At 70.5% G+C, this 16,447-nt stretch carries 16 protein-coding genes; 9 read left to right on the top strand and 7 right to left on the bottom strand.

Going from position 1 to position 16,447, the window contains the following annotated elements; translation table 11 throughout:
* The first annotated feature begins 62 nt into the window (after positions 1-62).
* Together F784_RS0104010 and F784_RS0104005 are read left to right on the top strand one after the other, a co-directional pair.
* A complete protein-coding gene (locus tag F784_RS0104010) occupies positions 63-614 on the top strand; it encodes a molybdopterin-dependent oxidoreductase (RefSeq protein WP_019585416.1) in 552 nt (183 codons plus the stop codon).
* Complete coding sequence (locus tag F784_RS0104005; protein ID WP_019585415.1) at positions 611-1,858, top strand: sensor histidine kinase; 1,248 nt, start codon at positions 611-613, stop codon at positions 1,856-1,858. Before F784_RS0104010 ends, F784_RS0104005 begins: the two co-directional genes overlap by 4 nt.
* A 7-nt stretch (positions 1,859-1,865) precedes the next feature.
* Here the strand turns inward: F784_RS0104005 and F784_RS0104000 are convergent, their stop codons facing one another.
* Positions 1,866-2,873, bottom strand: coding sequence for a CAP domain-containing protein (locus F784_RS0104000; protein WP_245557748.1), 1,008 nt, complete (start codon positions 2,871-2,873; stop codon positions 1,866-1,868).
* Positions 2,874-2,932: 59 nt separating this feature from the next.
* On the bottom strand, positions 2,933-3,508 hold the full coding sequence (locus tag F784_RS0103995) for an RNA polymerase sigma factor (protein WP_019585413.1): 576 nt from the start codon (positions 3,506-3,508) through the stop codon (positions 2,933-2,935).
* A gap of 91 nt (positions 3,509-3,599) precedes the next feature.
* Here F784_RS0103995 and F784_RS0103990 point away from each other — a divergent pair, with 91 nt between their 5' ends.
* Positions 3,600-3,956 carry an FUN14 domain-containing protein gene (locus F784_RS0103990; RefSeq protein ID WP_019585412.1) on the top strand — a complete coding sequence of 119 codons (357 nt, stop codon included), beginning with the start codon at positions 3,600-3,602 and terminating at the stop codon, positions 3,954-3,956.
* A gap of 471 nt (positions 3,957-4,427) precedes the next feature.
* On the opposite strand, the gene F784_RS0103985 is transcribed toward F784_RS0103990, so the two are convergent.
* Entirely contained in the window at positions 4,428-5,714 is a 1,287-nt protein-coding gene (locus F784_RS0103985) for a sensor histidine kinase (RefSeq protein WP_019585411.1), read from the bottom strand.
* A complete protein-coding gene (locus F784_RS0103980; protein ID WP_019585410.1) occupies positions 5,711-6,394 on the bottom strand; it encodes a response regulator in 684 nt (227 codons plus the stop codon). Before F784_RS0103980 ends, F784_RS0103985 begins: the two co-directional genes overlap by 4 nt.
* 176 nt (positions 6,395-6,570) lie before the next feature.
* On the opposite strand from F784_RS0103980, the gene F784_RS0103975 reads away from it, so the two are divergent.
* The 6 genes from F784_RS0103975 to F784_RS0103950 are packed head-to-tail and all read left to right on the top strand — an operon-like array spanning position 6,571 to position 13,178.
* On the top strand, positions 6,571-7,983 hold the full coding sequence (locus tag F784_RS0103975; protein ID WP_019585409.1) for a TolC family protein: 1,413 nt from the start codon (positions 6,571-6,573) through the stop codon (positions 7,981-7,983).
* Positions 7,983-9,035, top strand: coding sequence for a TolC family protein (locus F784_RS0103970; protein WP_019585408.1), 1,053 nt, complete (start codon positions 7,983-7,985; stop codon positions 9,033-9,035). Before F784_RS0103975 ends, F784_RS0103970 begins: the two co-directional genes overlap by 1 nt.
* Entirely contained in the window at positions 9,032-10,462 is a 1,431-nt protein-coding gene (locus F784_RS0103965) for an efflux RND transporter periplasmic adaptor subunit (protein WP_019585407.1), read from the top strand. Before F784_RS0103970 ends, F784_RS0103965 begins: the two co-directional genes overlap by 4 nt.
* Entirely contained in the window at positions 10,459-11,208 is a 750-nt protein-coding gene (locus F784_RS0103960; protein WP_019585406.1) for an ABC transporter ATP-binding protein, read from the top strand. The genes F784_RS0103965 and F784_RS0103960 overlap by 4 nt, the downstream gene beginning before the upstream one ends.
* Complete coding sequence (locus F784_RS0103955; protein ID WP_019585405.1) at positions 11,205-12,515, top strand: ABC transporter permease; 1,311 nt, start codon at positions 11,205-11,207, stop codon at positions 12,513-12,515. The genes F784_RS0103960 and F784_RS0103955 overlap by 4 nt, the downstream gene beginning before the upstream one ends.
* A 42-nt stretch (positions 12,516-12,557) precedes the next feature.
* Positions 12,558-13,178 carry a hypothetical protein gene (locus F784_RS0103950; protein WP_019585404.1) on the top strand — a complete coding sequence of 207 codons (621 nt, stop codon included), beginning with the start codon at positions 12,558-12,560 and terminating at the stop codon, positions 13,176-13,178.
* A 108-nt stretch (positions 13,179-13,286) separates the two neighbouring features.
* Here F784_RS0103950 and F784_RS0103945 read toward each other — a convergent pair whose 3' ends face one another.
* The 3 genes from F784_RS0103945 to F784_RS0103935 form a co-directional block, all read right to left on the bottom strand.
* Entirely contained in the window at positions 13,287-14,420 is a 1,134-nt protein-coding gene (locus F784_RS0103945) for an LLM class flavin-dependent oxidoreductase (protein WP_019585403.1), read from the bottom strand.
* 239 nt (positions 14,421-14,659) lie between these two features.
* A complete protein-coding gene (locus F784_RS0103940) occupies positions 14,660-15,502 on the bottom strand; it encodes a carbohydrate ABC transporter permease (protein ID WP_040382248.1) in 843 nt (280 codons plus the stop codon).
* 1 nt (position 15,503) lies between these two features.
* Positions 15,504-16,439 carry a carbohydrate ABC transporter permease gene (locus tag F784_RS0103935; RefSeq protein WP_019585401.1) on the bottom strand — a complete coding sequence of 312 codons (936 nt, stop codon included), beginning with the start codon at positions 16,437-16,439 and terminating at the stop codon, positions 15,504-15,506.
* Between the last annotated feature and the right edge of the window lie 8 nt (positions 16,440-16,447).

Here is a 16,447-nt window from a genome sequence, read left to right as displayed (position 1 = left end):
CCCCGGGGAACTTCCCGGGGTGTCATCTTGAGGGCCCGCACCTTCCCGCACTAAAGTGGGGCGTGTTCCCCAAAATCTTGGCCCTGCTGCCCGCCCTGGCTCTGGCGTCCGGCCTGGCGCTGGGGACAGGTTCCGGCGAGCGGCAGAGCGCGAAATGGCCTCCCTTTTCCTACGTCCACCCGGCCCGGCCGCTTCCCGCCGTCCGGCCCGGCGAGCGAATCATGCTGACCGTCGAGAGTCCCGGCCACTCGCTGGCCCTGACGCGGGCGCAACTGCTCGCGTTGCCCACCGTGCGGTACGCGACCGAGCATGCGCAACTCCACCGCACCTTCACCTACGAGGGCGTGCCCCTGCGTGACTTGGCGGTCATGGCGGGCTTCGCCGGGCGGGACATGCGCCTGTATGCCAGCAACGGCTTCGTGACCACCATCCGTGCCCGGGACTACATCAGGGCGCCCATCATGCTCGCGCATACGGCGAACGGGAAGCCCATCCCGGTGCTGGAGAAGGGACCGCTGACAGTCGTGCTGCCCCACGACCCCGGGCGGTTCCCGCCGAGGCTGTACGGGGCCGCCTGGGTGTGGTTCGTGGAACGCATCACCCCCGCCCCGTGACGCCCGTCCCCGGCCACTTCTTCCCGCGCCTTCCGCGTGGCCTGCGCGTGCGCGAGGTGCTGCTGGCCGCACTGCCCGCCGTGCTGACGGTCGCCCTGCTGCTTCTGGCGACCCAGCCCGCCTATCGCACCCTGATCGACAAGGGGAGCGGCTGGACCCCCTACGCCTACCAGGGCCTCGTGCAGGACGTGCAGGCCTATCAGGTCGCGCGGCTCGACCCCTCCCAGGGTCCGGAGGAGCGGCAGATGCGTTACGAGGTGGCCCTCTCCAGCGCCGTCAACCCCGCCCAGTTCACCATGCTGGACGCGGTGGAGGCCCACGGCGAGGCCCGGCTCGCGCGGGTGGCGGCCCTGCTGCGCCGGAACACCCCGGCGAGCATCGCCGCCGCCGCCCGCGAGGCGACCTCTCTAAACGCCCAGGCGGGTGACTTCGCCAACGACACCCGGGTGCAGTACGTGCGGGCGCTGGACTTCATGCGCCGGGCGCTGCTCGGCACCGCTGGCCTGACCGGGCTCCTGAGCATGCTGCTCACCGGGCGGGCGCTGCTGCTGTGGCGCTCGGAGCGCGAACGCCGCGCCCGCCGCGAGGCCCGCCAGCGCGAGGCCCTGAGCCTTGCCAGTCACGAGCTGCGCCGCCCCCTCCAGTCGCTGCTCCTCGCCAGCGACCTGCTGCGCCAGGCCGAGACGCCCGAGCAGCGTCAGCACCTGCTCGCCCTGATCGAGGACAGTGCCGCCCAGATCGCCCACCGGGCCGACCTCACCCGCCTGGACGACCTGTACCTCGACGTGACCCTGCGGGTGACGCGGCCGGACCTGCGGGTCCTGGTGGGGCGGGTCGCCGGGGGCCGGGTCCGCGCCCATCTGCCGGTGCAACCCGTCCTCTGGCCGGTGGACGTGAACCGGGTGCGGCAGATCGTCGAGAATCTGGTCGAGAACGCCCTGAAGTACACCTCCGGCCCGGTCGAGGTGACCCTCGGCACCCCGAACGGGCGGCCCGAGATCACCGTGCGCGATCACGGCCCCGGCATTCCCGCCGGGGAGCGCGAGCGGATGTTCCTCCCCCACGAGCGCGGCCCGCGCGGCCTGACGCCGGGGCAGGGCCTGGGCCTCTCGCTCGTGCGCCGCTACGCCCGCGCCCACGGCGGCGACGTGACGCTGGAGGACGCCCCGGGGGGCGGCACCCTCGCCCGGGTGGTCCTGGGCGAACCCCTGACCCTGGAGGGGGGGCTGGGGCGCCCGGCCTGAGGGCGGGTTACTCGGCGGGTGTGGCGAACACCTGCGTCCAGTAGTTGAGGTAGGGGCTGCCCACGCGGTTCACGTACGACACGCCGATGCGGGAGAAGTCGCCCATGATGTTGTGGCAGTGGCCGGGGCTGCGGAGCCAGCTCTGCACGACCTCCTCCGGCGTCCGCTGCCCTGCGGCTATGTTCTCGGCGACCGCCTGGGGCCGCAGCCCGGTCGCCTGCACCCGCCCCATGGGCGTGCTGTCGTCCACCCCACTCTTGTGGTCGAAGTACCCGTTCAGCGCCATGCCCGCCGACTGGGCGAGGGCGGCGACCTCAAGCTGGGGATCGCGCGTCAGGGGCGGCAGCGCCCGGCCACCTTCCCGCAAGGTGGTGCAGTTCCAGCCCCGGGCGCGGGCCTGGTTCGTCAGGCGCAGCACCTCGGTCTCGAAGGGGACGCTGGCGGCGAGCGGCGCGATGCGGAAGGCCACGCTGCGCTCCAGCATCCCACTCTCGCCGGGCACGCGCACGGTGGCGCGGTACTCGCCCGCCGTGATCTGGAGGGGCCCGCTTCCCACCGGGCGACCGTTCAGGGTGAAGCTCGGCGTGCCCGGGCGGTAGGCGACGCTTCCCTCGGCACTCAGGCGCACCTCGCCGCGCCCGAGCAGCACGACGGCTTCCGCGTGTTCTGGGCCGCCACTGAGAACCTGTACCGGTCCTGTCGCGGTGGCCTGGACCTGGCCGCGCGTGTCGAGCAGACGGGCGCGCAGGGTGTACGTGCCCGCGCGGTAGTAGGTGTGTGTCACTCGGGTGCCCTGGGCCACGCTCCCGTCCCCGAAGTCCCACTCCACCCGGTTCTCGGTGGGCGCCTGCGCCGTGAAGGTGACGGTCAGCGGCGCCCGCCTTTCCTCGTCCATCGAGAGGCCCACCCGGAACCCCGTGGGCTGGGCCGCCGCCGCCTCCACCAGTACCGCCCACGGCACCCCCGCCAGCCCCAGTGCCAGCAGGCCCCCCCGCATCCATATTCCCAGACTCACCCCTTCAGCCTAGCGAGTGAGCGGGTCGGGGAGCCGTGAGGGAAACCACGTGGGGTGGGTCAATGCACGTCCGCCACATCCGCCAGCAGCTCCGCCAGTTGCTCCTTGGCGCGGAAGACCCGGCTCTTGGCCGTCCCGACCGCCACACCCTGAATGCGCGCAATCTCATCGTAGGGGAAGTCTTCCACAAAGCGCAGCACGACCGCCTCGCGGTATTCCTCGGGCAGGCGCATCAGGGCGCGCTGCACCCGGTCCTGGGCGTCGGCGCTCTCGGCCGCCTGCGAGGGGGAGCGGGCCGCGCTCGTCACCTCGAAGCCCACGTCCTCGCGGGCCTCCTCCAGGCTGAAACGCTGGAGTTGCTTGCGGCGGTGCGACTCGATCTGGGTGTTGCGGGCGACCTGATACAGCCAGGGCAGCACGCGCTCGCCCTCTCGGAAGGTTTTGATAGAGCGCCAGGCGCGGTAGAAGACCTCCTGGGTGAGGTCCAGCGCGTCCTCGGCGTTGCCTTCCAGCCGGTACAGGTAGGCGTACATCCGGCCCTCGTAGGCGCTCACGAAGTCGTACCAGGCCGCCTCCTCCCCGTTTGTCAGGCGGGCGAGCAATTCGGGCGTGAGGATGTCCGGCTCGGGGGTCACGTCCCGCCCACCATACCTCCTGCCGGGGCCGGGTGCCTCCGCCTTTTGGCCGCCCGCCCTGCAAGACGCGCGCAAGACGGGCGGCGGTAGCATGATCGCGCCCTTGCCCGACGCGCTCTCCACCTCGCCCATCGCCGATGCCTTGCGGCCCTTGCTTCCCGACCTGAGCGTGGGGGCGGTGCTGGGCTTTGCCACCGGGTTCGCGCTGAAAAAGATCGGTCGGGTGGCGCTGCTGGGGCTGGGGTTGCTCTTTATCACCGTGCAGGTGCTGGCCTATTTCGACCTGGTCACGGTGAACTGGCCGCGGGTGCAGGCGCTCGCCGACCCGCTCTTGCGGCAGGGGGGAGAGGTGGGGGGAGTCTGGGTGGGGCGGGTGTTGACGGCGAATCTGCCCTTTGCTGGGGCGTTTACGGCGGGGCTGCTGGTGGGGTTGCGGGCGCGGGGGTGAGGGGGCGTTGGGGTGGGCTCGTCAAAGGGCTCGGCCATTTTGCTTGTGGTCGTCTTCCTCAACGCGCAATGTTTGATCTTGCTGTGTTCCCAATCGCTAGTCCACCGTCTCGTTGCGCGAGCAAGGCGTGTGAAGGCGGTGCGAGTGCACGCCGAGGGCAGGTAGGGGCCGTCCACAAGAGACGGTTTTTAAGAAGCAGGAGCTTTGGCGGTGTTGTTCCTTTCTCCTGGTGGGCCGAGGCTGCATGGTGGCTATCCATGTAAGAGAAAGTGGCGTGTAAGACGACTAAAAACCCCTCCCCCTTGAGGGCGGAGGTTGGGACTGGTACACCTCCGCAGGAGAGGGGTGAGCGGGCCTGGCATTTCCGGGCCAGTCGGGGTGTCCAAACCCTTCTCTTCCTGTCATGCACGCAGGACAAGCGTCAGCCCGCCCTCCAAACCCCTGCATAGCCACACCCCCAACTCCTGCTCCTCACCCCGTCTGGTGCGGCAGCGTCACCGTGAAGCGGGCGCCGCCGAGGGGGGAGGCGTCGGCGCAGGCCTGGCCGCCATGGGCTCCGGCAAGGGCACGCACAATTGCCAGTCCCAGGCCGCTGCCGCCCGTGTCGCGGGTGCGGCTTTCGTCCAGGCGGGTGAAGCGGGTGAATACTGTCTCGCGCAGGTCCTCGGGGATGCCGGGGCCGTCGTCGTCCACGTGGAGCCTCACCGCGTCGGGGGCCGTCTCCACGCGCACGGTGACCTGGCTGTGGGCGTGCCGTAGGGCGTTCTCGATCAGGTTGGCGGTGACCTGCCGCACCCGGTCACCGTCGGCGGTGAGGGGCGTGGGGTCCGCCGTCAGGGTGAGGCGCACGCCGCGCCGCCCGGCCCGGTCCCCCAGGTCCCGCACGACCTGCCCCGCCACCTCGGCGAGGTCCACCTCCTCCAGATGGAGGCCGAGCCGCCCCGCGTCGGCGAGCGTGAGGGTCCGCAGGTCGCCCACCAGGCGGGTCAGGAGCTGCGTCTGACCGCTCAACAACCCGATCTGCTCCCGGTCGAGGGGATAGACGCCGTCCTCCAGCGCGTCCAGCCGGGCCTGCATGATGGCGATGGGCGTGCGAAGCTCGTGTGCGATGTCGGCGACGGCCTGCTGGCGCTCGTGCTCCAGGGCCTGGAGACTGGCGGCCATCTCGTTGAAGGTGCGGGCGAGGTCGGCGACTTCCCGGTCCCCCCGCAGCACGGGCGCGCGGGAAGTCAGGTCGCCGTCGGCCAGCCGCGCCGCCGCCTGCGACACCGCCGAGATGGGCCGGGCCACCCGCCGCGCGAGCAGCAGGCTGAGGGAGGCCGCGACCGCCGCCGCGACCAGGCCGCCCTGGATCAGGCTGGTCTGCACGTCGCGGACGAAGGAGCGGTTGCGGGGATTGAGGACGGCGGGAAGGCCGCCGCCGCCGCGTCCCCCCTGGGAACGGTTCGAGGGGTTGGTGTCCCCGGGGTCGAGCCTGGCCGCACCCGTGCCCGGCGCGGTACTCGTCGAGGGCCGGGCCGGGGGACGAGGGGGTGGGGGAGGCTCCTCGCCCCGCCGCTCGGCCTCCTGACGCTCGCGCAGGTAGGTCTGGACTTCCGGGGGCAGTCGGGCGATCTCCCGCTTCACGGCGAGGTTAGAGAACAGGAACATGCCGCCCACCGCCAGCCCCACGACGAGCAGCATGGCGAGCAGCAGCGTCACCGCCAGGCTCGGCGTCCCCCAGCGGACGGGGCGGAACCGGGGCCAGGGCAGTCTCAAGCGCCCGCCTCCAGGCGGTAGCCCACGCCCCGCACGGTGTGCAGCAGCTCCCCGGCCCGCACCCCGTCGAGCTTGCGCCGCACGGAGGCGAGGTGCGCGTCCACCACCCGTTCCAGGGCGTCACTGTCGGGCAGTGCGGCGGCCAGCAGTTCCTCGCGGCTGAAGGCGCGGCCCGGCACCTGCGCCATGTGCGCGAGCAGGCGGAACTCGGTGGGCGTCAGCGTCAGCGGCTGCCCGTTCACCCGCGCCACGACCGCCCGGCGGTCCACCTCCAGCGGCCCCACCCGCAGCGGGCGCTCGGTGTCGTCCAGGGCGGCGCTCACCCGTCTCAGGACGGCCTTGACGCGGGCCATCACCTCGCGTGGGCGGAAGGGCTTGACCACGTAGTCGTCGGCGCCGAGTTCCAGGCCCACGATCTGGTCGGTCTCCTCGGCGCGGGCGGTGACCAGGATGACGGGGGTGGCGCCGTCGGCGCGCACGGTTTTGAGAACGTCGAGGCCGCTCCGGCCGGGCAGCATCACGTCGAGCAGGATCAGGTCGGGGTGGGCGGCGCGGTAGGCGGTCAGGGCCGCGAGGCCGTCGCCCGCCCGCTCGGTACGGTAGCCCTCCTGCCGCGCGTAGGCCTCCAGCACCTCCGCCAGTTGCGGTTCGTCCTCGACAATCAGGATCAGGGCGCTCATGCCCCCATGGTAGGCGCCCGGGGCTAAGGTTCTGCGAAGGCGTTGAGCGAGGCAAAAGGGGTGCTGCGGGCCGTGCCCACGCGTTTCGGCACGTCCTGGCGCCCTTGCGGCCATCTTCGACAAATCTTCAAAAAAGGTTCGCAGGGCATTCGCGCGGGCACGGCAACCTGGGGGCCATGACGAGCCCTCCCCCCCGCTTCCCCTTTCTCCGAACGCTGACGCTCGCGCTGCTGCTGGGGGCGGGTGACGGGCAGGCGCAGACCACACCGGCCCAGACCCAGACCACCCAGACGCAGACGGCCGCGTCCTCCACCCTGACGCTCGACTCGGCCCTGGCCCGGCTGGCGCAGGCGCCCAGCGTCACCCAGGCGCAGCTCAGCGTGCAGGTTGCGCAGGAGAACCTGAACGCGGCCCGCAGCGCCCTGGGCCTGAGCGTCAGCGTGACGGGGAGTGCCAGCTACACGGGGGGCTCCACGACTACGGCCGAGGACGGCACGGCCACTTCTACCGTGGGCAGTCTGGGGGGCAGCGCGGGCGTCCAGGCCAGCCTCGGGCTGCTCCCTTGGTCGAGCGGGCAGTCGAGCCTCCGCACCGCGCAGCGCAGCCTGACGCTGGCGCAGGCGAACCTGACGGCGGCCCAGGCCAGCGCCAGGCTGAATGTCTACCAGCAGTACCTCGCGGCGGTCGTCGCCCAGCAGGACGTGACGCTCGCCACGCAGACCCTCGCCCTACGCCAGCGGCAACTGGAGATCGCGCGGACGCAGCAGGCGCAGAACAACGCGACCCAGGAGGGCGTGCTGAGCGCCCAGGCGAACGTCCAGCTCGCCCAGGGCTCCCTGACGGAGGCGCAGAGCAGCCTGGAGAGTGCCCGCCTCAACCTCGCCGCCGTCCTGAACCAGAGCCTGACGAGCGTGACGTTCTCCACCCAGCCCGCAGGCACCTTCACCCTGCCCGACCTCAATCCCCTCGTCGCTCACGCCCGCGCGAACACGGTGGACGTGGTCCAGGCGCAGAACAACCTCGCCACCGCGCAGGACACGCTGGAGACGCAGCAGCGCGACCAGCGGTTGCCCGACCTGACGGCGAGCGTGCGCTACGGCCCGGCGGGGAGCGGCGGCCTGAGCGCCAGCCTGGATGTGAAGGAGGGGAACGCGGCCATCGGCTACAGCGTGCCCTTCGGCGCGAGCGGGGGCAACGCCAGCAACCGCGTGGTCGCCAGCATCACCGGCAGCTACGTGGTGTACTCGCCCGCCGCGCGGGCCCAGGTGTCGGCGGCGCAGGCCAACGTCACGCAGGCGCAGCTCACCGTGCAAGTCGCGCAGCAGAACGCCGAACTGGGCGTCCGCACGCTGTACGGCACAGCCCAGACCGACCTGATCGCCCTCCAGGCCAGGCAGACGCAGGTAGAGGTTGCGCAGGCGGCCCTGAACGCCGCGCAGGCCCGCCTGTCGGCCGGGACCGGCACCGCCGACGACGTGACGGCGGCCCAGATTTCGCTCGCCCAGGCGGGGCGGGATCTCGTGCAGGCCCGCGCCACCGTTCAACTCGCCCTGATTCGACTCGTGAATGCCGCCGGAGGCTCCCAGTAATGCACACCTTGACCCGCACCCCAACCCTGACCCTGGCCCTCGGACTCGCCCTGCTCGTGCCCACCGCCGCTGCCCAATCCACGGTCACCGTTACCCAGGCGGTGCAGGCCGCGCTCACGAATGGCACCGACGTGCGGACCGCACAGGCCAACCTCGAAAAGGCGACGGCCGCGAACCGGGCCGCGCAGGCCGACCCCAGCACCCTCGCGGCGGCCAAGCTCTCCGCGCAGCAGGGGCAGGCGCTCGCCACCGTGCAGCTCCGCGCGGCGCGGCTCTCCACCCTCCAGAACGCCGTGAACGCCTACACCGCCCTCTACGAGGCGCAGGAGAACGTGGAACTCCAGACCCTCCAGAACGCGGTCAACCAGAAGGCCCTCCAGGTCGCGCAGGTCAAGCAGAGCGTGGGCAACGCGACCGCCCTCGACGTGCAGAAGGCGCAGAACACCCTGGCGGGCAGCGCCCAGGACCTCGCCGACGCGCGGGCGCAGGTCAACCTCGCCTCGGCCAAGATGGCGAGCCTGACCGGGTTGGCGAGCGGGGTGCGGGCGGCGGGGCTGACCACGATTCCGACCCTGAAAACCAGCCTGGCGGGGCTCCGCTCGGGGCTGGATGAGAACCTCACCTCGGTGGTCTCGGCGCAGCAGGATGTGGCCGCCGCGCAGCTCACCGTCAAGCTCTCGGACAACGACTTCACGCCCGCCCGCACCCTGCAAGATGCCCGCACGGCGCTCGCCAACGCGCAGCGCACGCTGGACGCCGCGCAGAAGAACGCAAGTACGGCGCTGGCCTCGGCGTACCAGACCGCGCAGAACGCCGCCGAGCAGCTCAAGGTCGCCGCGAGCCGCGAGGCCGCCGCCGGGAAGAGCTACACGCAGGACGCGGCCCGTCTGAAAAGCGGCACAATCAGCGCCGTTGACCTCCAGCAGACCCAGCTCGCGTTGAAGCAGGCGCAGTACGCCCGGCTCCAGGCGCAGGACAACGTGCTTGAATCGCTCGCCGCGCTGTCGGCGGCGGCGGGGCAGAACCTCACCGGGATTGGAGGCACCCTATGACGACCCCACCCACCACGACCACGGCGGTGACCCCCCGCCCGGTGCGGCGCCGGGGGCGCTGGCCGTGGGTCCTCGCGGGCCTGCTCCTGGTCGGCGGGGTGGGGGGCGGCGTGTGGTACACCCGCACCCACTCCGCGCAGACGCAGACCGCAGCCGCCGAGACGCAGCTTCAGACCGTCCAGCCCGGCACCGTGCGCGTCAGCGTGAGCGGCCCCGGCACCCTGGAGGCTGCCGCGACCCGCACCATCGGCGTGGACCGCAACGTGACGGTGGGAACCCTGCCCGCCGTCGGGGAGCGGGTCACCAAGGGCCAGCTCCTGACCACCCTCACGAGTGACGACGTGACGGCGAACGTCACCACCGCCGAGCTGAACCTGCAAAAGGCCCGCGCAACCCTCGACGCCCTGCGCGCCACCCAGGCGTCGAGCCGGGTGCAGCAGCAGAGCAGCATCACTCAGGCGGACGCGAACGTCACCTCGGCCCAGCAGACGCTGAGTGACGCCGAGCGGGCACTGACCACCGCCCAGACGACCCTGAACGCGCAGGAACGCCTCGCCGCCATCGGGGCCGTGAGCGCCCAGGACCTCGCCAGCGCGCGGACGGCCGTGGCGGACGCGCAGGCCAAGGTCCAGAGTGCGCGTAGCAGCCTGGAGAGCGCCCGCGCGAGCGCCGCCAGCGCCCGCACCCAGCAGCAGGCGGGAACCGAGAGCGACGCCCAGGACCTCCGCAACTCCCAGATCGCCGTGCAGCAGGCGGAGGAGAATCTGGCGACCGCCCGCAAGGCCCGGGCCGACCTCAAGGTCTACGCCCCCATCAGCGGCGTGGTGAGCGCCGTCAACGCCACCGAGGGCGCAGTGATCGGCACGAGCAGCGACACGACCCTCCTCACCCTCCTTGACGACACCACCCTCAACCTCCCCGTGCAGGTGGACGAGACCGAGATCTCGGGCGTGAAGGTCGGGCAGACGGCGGAAGTGACCCTGGATGCCTACGAGAACGACACCTTTACCGGCAAGGTAGTGCGGGTGTCACCGGGGGCCACCCAGTCCAACGGTATCAGCGTCTTCACGGCGACCGTCAGCCTGCCGAACACGGACGGCAAACTGCGCCCGGGCATGACCGCCGAGGCGGAGATTATCCAGAGCGAGGCGTCCGGGCTCGTCGTGCCCACGAAGGCCATCCAGTCCGTCCGGGATCGCAGCTACGTCCTGGTGCAGGGGGTGGAGGGCACCGAACCCGAGCGCACCCGTGTCACCGTGGGCGCGACCGACGGCACGAACACGATTGTCGAGGACGGCCTGACGGCGGGGCAGCAAATCGTCGTGCCGGGCAGCACCCGGAGCAGCACCTCCACTTCCAGCTCGAACCGGCAGGGGCAGGGCGGCTTTGGCGGACCTCCCGGCGGGGGCTTCGGGGGGGCGCCATGACCGCGCCCGCCTCTCTCGTCCGTCCCCCCGCCCTCGCCGTCCCGGTGGTGAACCTGCAAGGCATCCACAAGACCTACGCGCAGGGCGACGTGGTGTTCGAGGCATTGAAGGGCGTCAGTCTCCAGATCGCGCAGGGCGAGATGGTCGCGCTGATGGGGCCTTCCGGCTCCGGCAAGACGACGTTGATGCAGATCATCGGCCTGCTCGACCGGCCCGGCGCGGGCAGCTACCATCTCGGGGGCCGCGACGTGACCACCCTCTCGGAGAACGAGCGGGCGGAGGCGCGCAACCGCGAGATCGGCTTCGTCTTCCAGGCCTTCCACCTGCTGCCCCGGCAGACGCTGCTGGAGAACGTGGAGGTGCCCCTCACCTACGCGGGCGTTCCCGCACGGGAGCGGCGTGAGCGGGCGATGGGGATGCTGACGCGGGTGGGGCTGGCGGACAAGGCCGGGAACCTCCCCAGCCAGATCAGCGGCGGGCAGAAGCAGCGCGTCGCCATTGCCCGCGCCCTCGCCGGTCGCCCCCGCCTGCTGCTGGCCGACGAGCCGACCGGGAACCTCGACACCCGGACGAGTGAGGAGGTCATGGCCCTCTTCGCCGAGCTGCACGCCGAAGGCACCACCGTCCTGATCGTCACACACGAGGCGGACATCGGCGCCTATGCCGAGCGGGTGGTCCGGGTGCGCGACGGCCTGATCGAGCGCGACGAGCGGCAGAAGCCTTACCGGCCGGGAGGAACCGCATGACCGTCAACCCTGATACCGCGGCCCTCAGCACTCCGGGACAGGAGGCTGCGGCCCCCAGGCGACAGGGCGGGCTGGGTCTGGGCGGTGCTTTCAGCATCGCCTGGCGCGCGATCATCGGCACCCCAATGCGCTCGATCCTGACCGCGCTGGGCGTGATCATCGGCGTGGCGGCAGTCGTGGCCTTGACCGCCATCGGGCAGGGGAGCACGGCGGGCGTGACGCGCAACCTCGAATCGCTGGGGACCAACCTGCTCACCGTGCAGAGCGCGCGGGGTCGGCCCGGCGGGAGCCTGGTGCGCGGCGGCCCCAACCAGACCGTGACCGTGGAGGACGCCGAGGCCCTGGCAACCGCTTTCGGAAGCCGGGTGGCGGGCGTGGCCCCGACGGCGCAGAGCAGCGTGCAGGCCAAGGTGGGGAGCAGCAACACGCAGGTCACCGTGCTGGGCACCTGGCCCGCCTACGAGACGGTGCGGAATAGCCCGGTGGAGAGCGGCAGTTACTTCACCCAGGCCGACGTGGACAGCCGCAAACGCACGGCGGTGATCGGCTCGCAGGTCGTGGCCGACCTCTTCGCGGACGGCAGCGACCCGGTGGGGCAGAGGATTCGCCTCGGCGCCGTCACCTTCACGGTCGTCGGCGTGCTGCCCGACAAGGGGAACAGCGGCTTCGGCAACGCGAACAGCCAGGTCCTGATTCCCCTCAGCACCTACATCCAGCGTTTCTCGCGCACGAACAGCGCGAGCGGCCAGCCGACCGTCAACAACGTCTACATTCAGGCCGCCGACAAGAACGACCTCGACCAGCTCCAGGCGGACATCACCGCCCTGATGAGCGAGCGGCACAAGCAGACCGACCCCAGCAACCTCGACTTCCAGGTGCAGAACCAGGCCGACGCCCTCGCCAGCCTGAACAGCGTGACAACCACCCTGACGCTGTTGGTGGGCGCCATCGCCGGGATCAGCCTGATCGTGGGCGGCATCGGGATCATGAACATCATGCTCGTCAGCGTGACCGAGCGCACCCGCGAGATCGGCGTGCGGAAGGCGCTGGGTGCCAAGCCACGCGACATCCTCACGCAATTTCTGGTGGAGGCCGCGCTGCTCTCCATCGGCGGCGGCGTGATTGGCCTCGCTCTCGGAATCGGCGCTGCCTACGCCGGAAACACCTTCGGGATCAGCCCGGTCTTCTCGGCCACGCCCATCCTCGTCGCCTTCGCCTTCAGCGCCCTCGTCGGCGTGTTCTTCGGGTACTACCCGGCGGCGCGGGCCGCGAGGCTCGACCCGGTGGACAGCCTGCGGTACGAGTAGGCCCCTCAGCGGTCAGCGATCAGCAGTCAGAAAGGACACACCATGAACAAGTACGTCAAAGTCATCCTGCCCCTCGGTTTCGTTCTCCTCCCCGTCGCGGCGGCGCAGCAATCCTCTCGGTCGGGCCAGAACGCGCCCCAACTCACCCCGGAGATGCGTGCCCGCATGGCGCAGATGCAGCCCATCATGGACCTGTCCCAGACCGTGCGCCTGCTGCCCGACCTGGAAAAGAACAAGGCGACGGCGGTGACGAAGGCGCAGGCCAGGCAACTCCTTCCCATCCTGACGGCGCTCCAGAAGGCGAAAGCCGTGCAGCCGAACGACGCCAAGAAGTACCTGACGCAGATCGAGGACAAGATTCTGACGGGCAAGCAGCTCACGGCGCTCGACGACCTGACGCTCAAGGCCGAGCAGGAGCGCGAGGCGCGGCGGGCGCAGGCGCAGCAGAGCGGGCAGGGGGGACAGGGCGGCTTCCGCATCCCCGGTGTTCCCGGCGGGCTCGGCGCACAGCGCGCCGCGGGCACGGGTCAGAACAGGGCGGGGCAGAACGGCCAGGGTCAGGGCGGCCCCGGCAACTTCCAGCCCGGCCAGTTCAACCCCTTCGCCCAGGGCCGGGGCGCCGACGCCCTGAAGCAGTACATCGCGGTGTTGCAGAAGAAGTGAGGGCTGGAGCGGTTCTGGACCGGGACCCGTCGCCCAACTGACCACAGCATCCAACCAAAAGACGGCCTGGGCACTGTTCCTCCGCCCAGGCCGTCTTTTTTCCTCCCGTCAGGCGACTGGCGCCACCGTGTCCGTGTGAATCTGGCGCGAGCCCTCGCCGCCCTGTCCCTTGAGGAGCGGCATGACGAGTTCGCCGAAGCGGCGGGCCTCCTCCAGATGCGGGTAGCCGCTGAAAATAAACGACGAAAAGCTCATCGCCTCGTACCGCCGGATCTTGGCCGCCACCTGCTCGGGGTTCCCGATCAGCGCGACGCCCACCCCGCTGCGGGCCATGCCGACGCCCGCCCAGAGGTTCGGCTCGACCAGAAGGTTGCCCTCCTCCAGACCGCGCAGCATCTCGATCTGGCGCAGTTGGCCCACGCCGTCCACGTGCTTGTAGCTCTCCACAAAGGCGCGGCGCACCTCGGGGTCCACCCGCGAGATCAGGCGCTCGGCGGCCTGCCACGCCTCCTCCTCGGTCTCGCGCACGACGACGTGAGTCCGTAGGCCATAACGCAGGGACCGGCCCGTCTCCGCCTCCAGAGCCCGCATCTGGGCCATGCGCTCTTGCAGCATGTCCTCGCGCTCGCCCCACATCAGGTACACGTCGGCGAGGTCGGCGGCGATACGCTGAGCGACGGGTGAGGCGCCCCCGAAGTAGATCGGGATGGGCTGCACGGGCGGCGGGTCCAGCACCGCGTTCTCGAAGGCGAAGAGGTCCGAGCGGTAACTGACGGGCGGCGGCTGGGTCCAGAGCTGGCGCAGGATGGTCATGAACTCGCGCGTCCGCTCGTACCGCTGGGCGTGCGGCTCGAAGTCGCCGTACATGGCGTTCTCGGCGGGGCTGCTCCCCGTCACGATGTTCACCCGCACCCGCCCGGGGAAGAGGTTTTGCAGCGTGGCGAGCATCTTCGCGTACATCGCCGGGTGGAACATGCCGGGCCGCACGGCGATCAGCAGGCCGGGGTCCGTCTGCGCAGTCCGCGCGAGGGCCGCCACCGCCGCCGTGTAGTTCTCGTGCTCGCTGTGGTAATTCGTGGCCGTCAGCAACGCCTCAAAGCCCGCCTCGCCCGCCGTCGTGATCAGGCTGGAGATGTAGGGCAGCGTGGGCTTGCGCGGCGGCTTCTCCTTGGTGCCGATGAACTCGCCGTCACGGGAGAGCTGGAGGAACCAGAGGAATTCGGATTGGGAAGGTTGGGTCATGGGAGCCTCATCAGGGAGCGGGTTTTGATTCTTTTCTCCCTACTCCCCTCGTGGGAGAGGGCCGGGGTGAGGGGGTGACGGAGCAACGCCGACGCTGGCAGGATGCCCTGCCCTTCTTTCCAGCCGCGCCGCAGGTCGTTTGCGGTCACCCCCTCTCCTGCGGAACTGTGCCAGTCCCAGCCTCCCCTCTCAAGGGGGAGGGGCAGAAATGCAAAAGCTTAAGCCGTTTTGCTTCCTCCTCACGCCTTCACCCCTCCCGCCGTCAGCCCCGCCACGAAGCGCTTCTGGAATACGGCGATCAGCACGACGATGGGCACGACCGCAATCACCACCGCCGCGCTGATGAGCGGCCACGGGAACGCGAATTCCCCCTGGTACAGAGTGACGCCGACCGAGACCGTGCGCATGTTCAGGCGCGTGTTGAAGCTCAGCGCCAGCAGGAATTCGTTCCACGAATTGACGAAGACGAGGAGCGCCGCCGTCACCACGCCCGGCAGGCTCAGCGGCAGCACGATCCGGGTCATCGCGCCGACGCGGGAGGTGCCGTCCACCATCGCCGCCGCCTCCAGATCGCGCGGGATGGCGCTGAAGAAGGCGACGAGCGTGAGGACCGCGACGGGCAGGCTCAGCGCCGCGTAGGGGAGGATCAGGGCGGGGTAGGAGTTGAGCAGGTTCGCGCTCCGCATCAGCCGGAAGAGGGGCACGAGCAGGCTCACGACGGGCAACATGGAGAAGGCGACGACGAGGGTGAGGAGCAGCCCCCGTGCCCGAATCTCCAGCCGCGCCAGCGCGTAGGCAGCAGGCACGGCGACCGCCACGCACAGCGCCGTGCTGAGCACGCTGACGATCAGCGAGTTCATGAAGAAGGTGCCGAACGGCTGCTCGGAAAACACCCGCGCGTAGTTGGCGATGTCCGGGTGCGAGGGGAGGTACTGGACCGGGAATTTCTGGAGTTCCCCCTCGTTCTTCAGGCTGGTGAGCAACATCCACACGAGCGGGAAGAAGCCACCGAAGACGAGGAGGGCGAGGCCGAGGGCGCGGATGACCCGCTCGCTCAGGTTCAATCGAGGAGCCTGTTCCATCTCAGCCCTCCCCGCCGCGCACGAAGCGCACGTAGACGAGCGTGACGGCGAGGCTCACCCCGAAGAGCGCCACGGAGAGCGCCGCCGCGTACCCGAAGTCCAGAAACTCGATGCTCGTGCGGTAGATGTAGACGCCGAGCGTCTCGAGGAGCCCCTGCGCGGGGGCCTGTTGAATGAACGTGTACGGGATATCGAACACCTGCACGGCGCTGATCGCCCGGAAGATGAAGGCCACGGCGAGACTCGGCCCCAGCAAGGGCAGGATCACCCGCCAGAAGGTCTGCACGCGCGTCGCGCCGTCCACGTCCGCCGCCTCGGTCAGCTCGCGCGGGATGCCCTGGAGGCCGCCCAGCACGATCAACGCCACGAAGGAACTCGTCTTCCAGACGATGGTGATGACCATCGCTACGACCGCGAGGCCTGGTGTGGAGAGCCAACGCAGCGGTTCCCCGACAAGCCCCCCGCGCACCAGCACGTCGTTCACCACCCCGTACTGCCCGTTGAACAGCCAGGCGAAGATCAACCCGGTAATCACGGGCGGCATCGCCCACGGCAGCAGCAGGGCCACCCTCGCCAGTCCCCGCACCCGGCTCGGCGTGTGGGCCAGCAGCGCCATCGGGATGCCGACAAGGAACGAGCCCCCCACCGTCAGCACCCCGAAGAAGAGGGTGTTTCGCAACGCGTTCAGAAAACGGGGGTCCTGCACCATCTGGGCGTACTGCTTCAGGCCCACGAACGGCGTCCCCAGCCACGGTTCGGTCAGCTTGTTCACGAACAGGCTGTCGCGGAAGGTCGTCAGCATGGGAAAGAGCAGCACGCCGCACAGCAGCAGGGCGGCGGGGGCGAGGAGCAGGGCCGCGAGGGGGCCGTCCCCCCCGATCCGGCGCCGCGTCCGGGCCCTGGGGGAGGTGCTGACTTTTCCGGCCTCACTCCGCAAGGGGAAAC

The sequence above is a fragment of the Deinococcus apachensis DSM 19763 genome (assembly GCF_000381345.1).
GTDB lineage: Bacteria > Deinococcota > Deinococci > Deinococcales > Deinococcaceae > Deinococcus > Deinococcus apachensis.
This window is presented reverse-complemented; position numbering and strand designations above follow the sequence as displayed.

Coding starts and splice junctions, on each gene's coding strand:
- F784_RS0103990 (WP_019585412.1), top strand. CDS start 3,600: ATGATCGCGCCCTTGCCCGACGCGCTCTCCACCTCGCCCATCGCCGAT.
- F784_RS0103955 (WP_019585405.1), top strand. CDS start 11,205: ATGACCGTCAACCCTGATACCGCGGCCCTCAGCACTCCGGGACAGGAG.
- F784_RS0103945 (WP_019585403.1), bottom strand. CDS start 14,420: ATGACCCAACCTTCCCAATCCGAATTCCTCTGGTTCCTCCAGCTCTCC.
- F784_RS0103940 (WP_040382248.1), bottom strand. CDS start 15,502: ATGGAACAGGCTCCTCGATTGAACCTGAGCGAGCGGGTCATCCGCGCC.
- F784_RS0103975 (WP_019585409.1), top strand. CDS start 6,571: ATGACGAGCCCTCCCCCCCGCTTCCCCTTTCTCCGAACGCTGACGCTC.
- F784_RS0103970 (WP_019585408.1), top strand. CDS start 7,983: ATGCACACCTTGACCCGCACCCCAACCCTGACCCTGGCCCTCGGACTC.
- F784_RS0103965 (WP_019585407.1), top strand. CDS start 9,032: ATGACGACCCCACCCACCACGACCACGGCGGTGACCCCCCGCCCGGTG.
- F784_RS0103980 (WP_019585410.1), bottom strand. CDS start 6,394: ATGAGCGCCCTGATCCTGATTGTCGAGGACGAACCGCAACTGGCGGAG.
- F784_RS0103960 (WP_019585406.1), top strand. CDS start 10,459: ATGACCGCGCCCGCCTCTCTCGTCCGTCCCCCCGCCCTCGCCGTCCCG.
- F784_RS0103950 (WP_019585404.1), top strand. CDS start 12,558: ATGAACAAGTACGTCAAAGTCATCCTGCCCCTCGGTTTCGTTCTCCTC.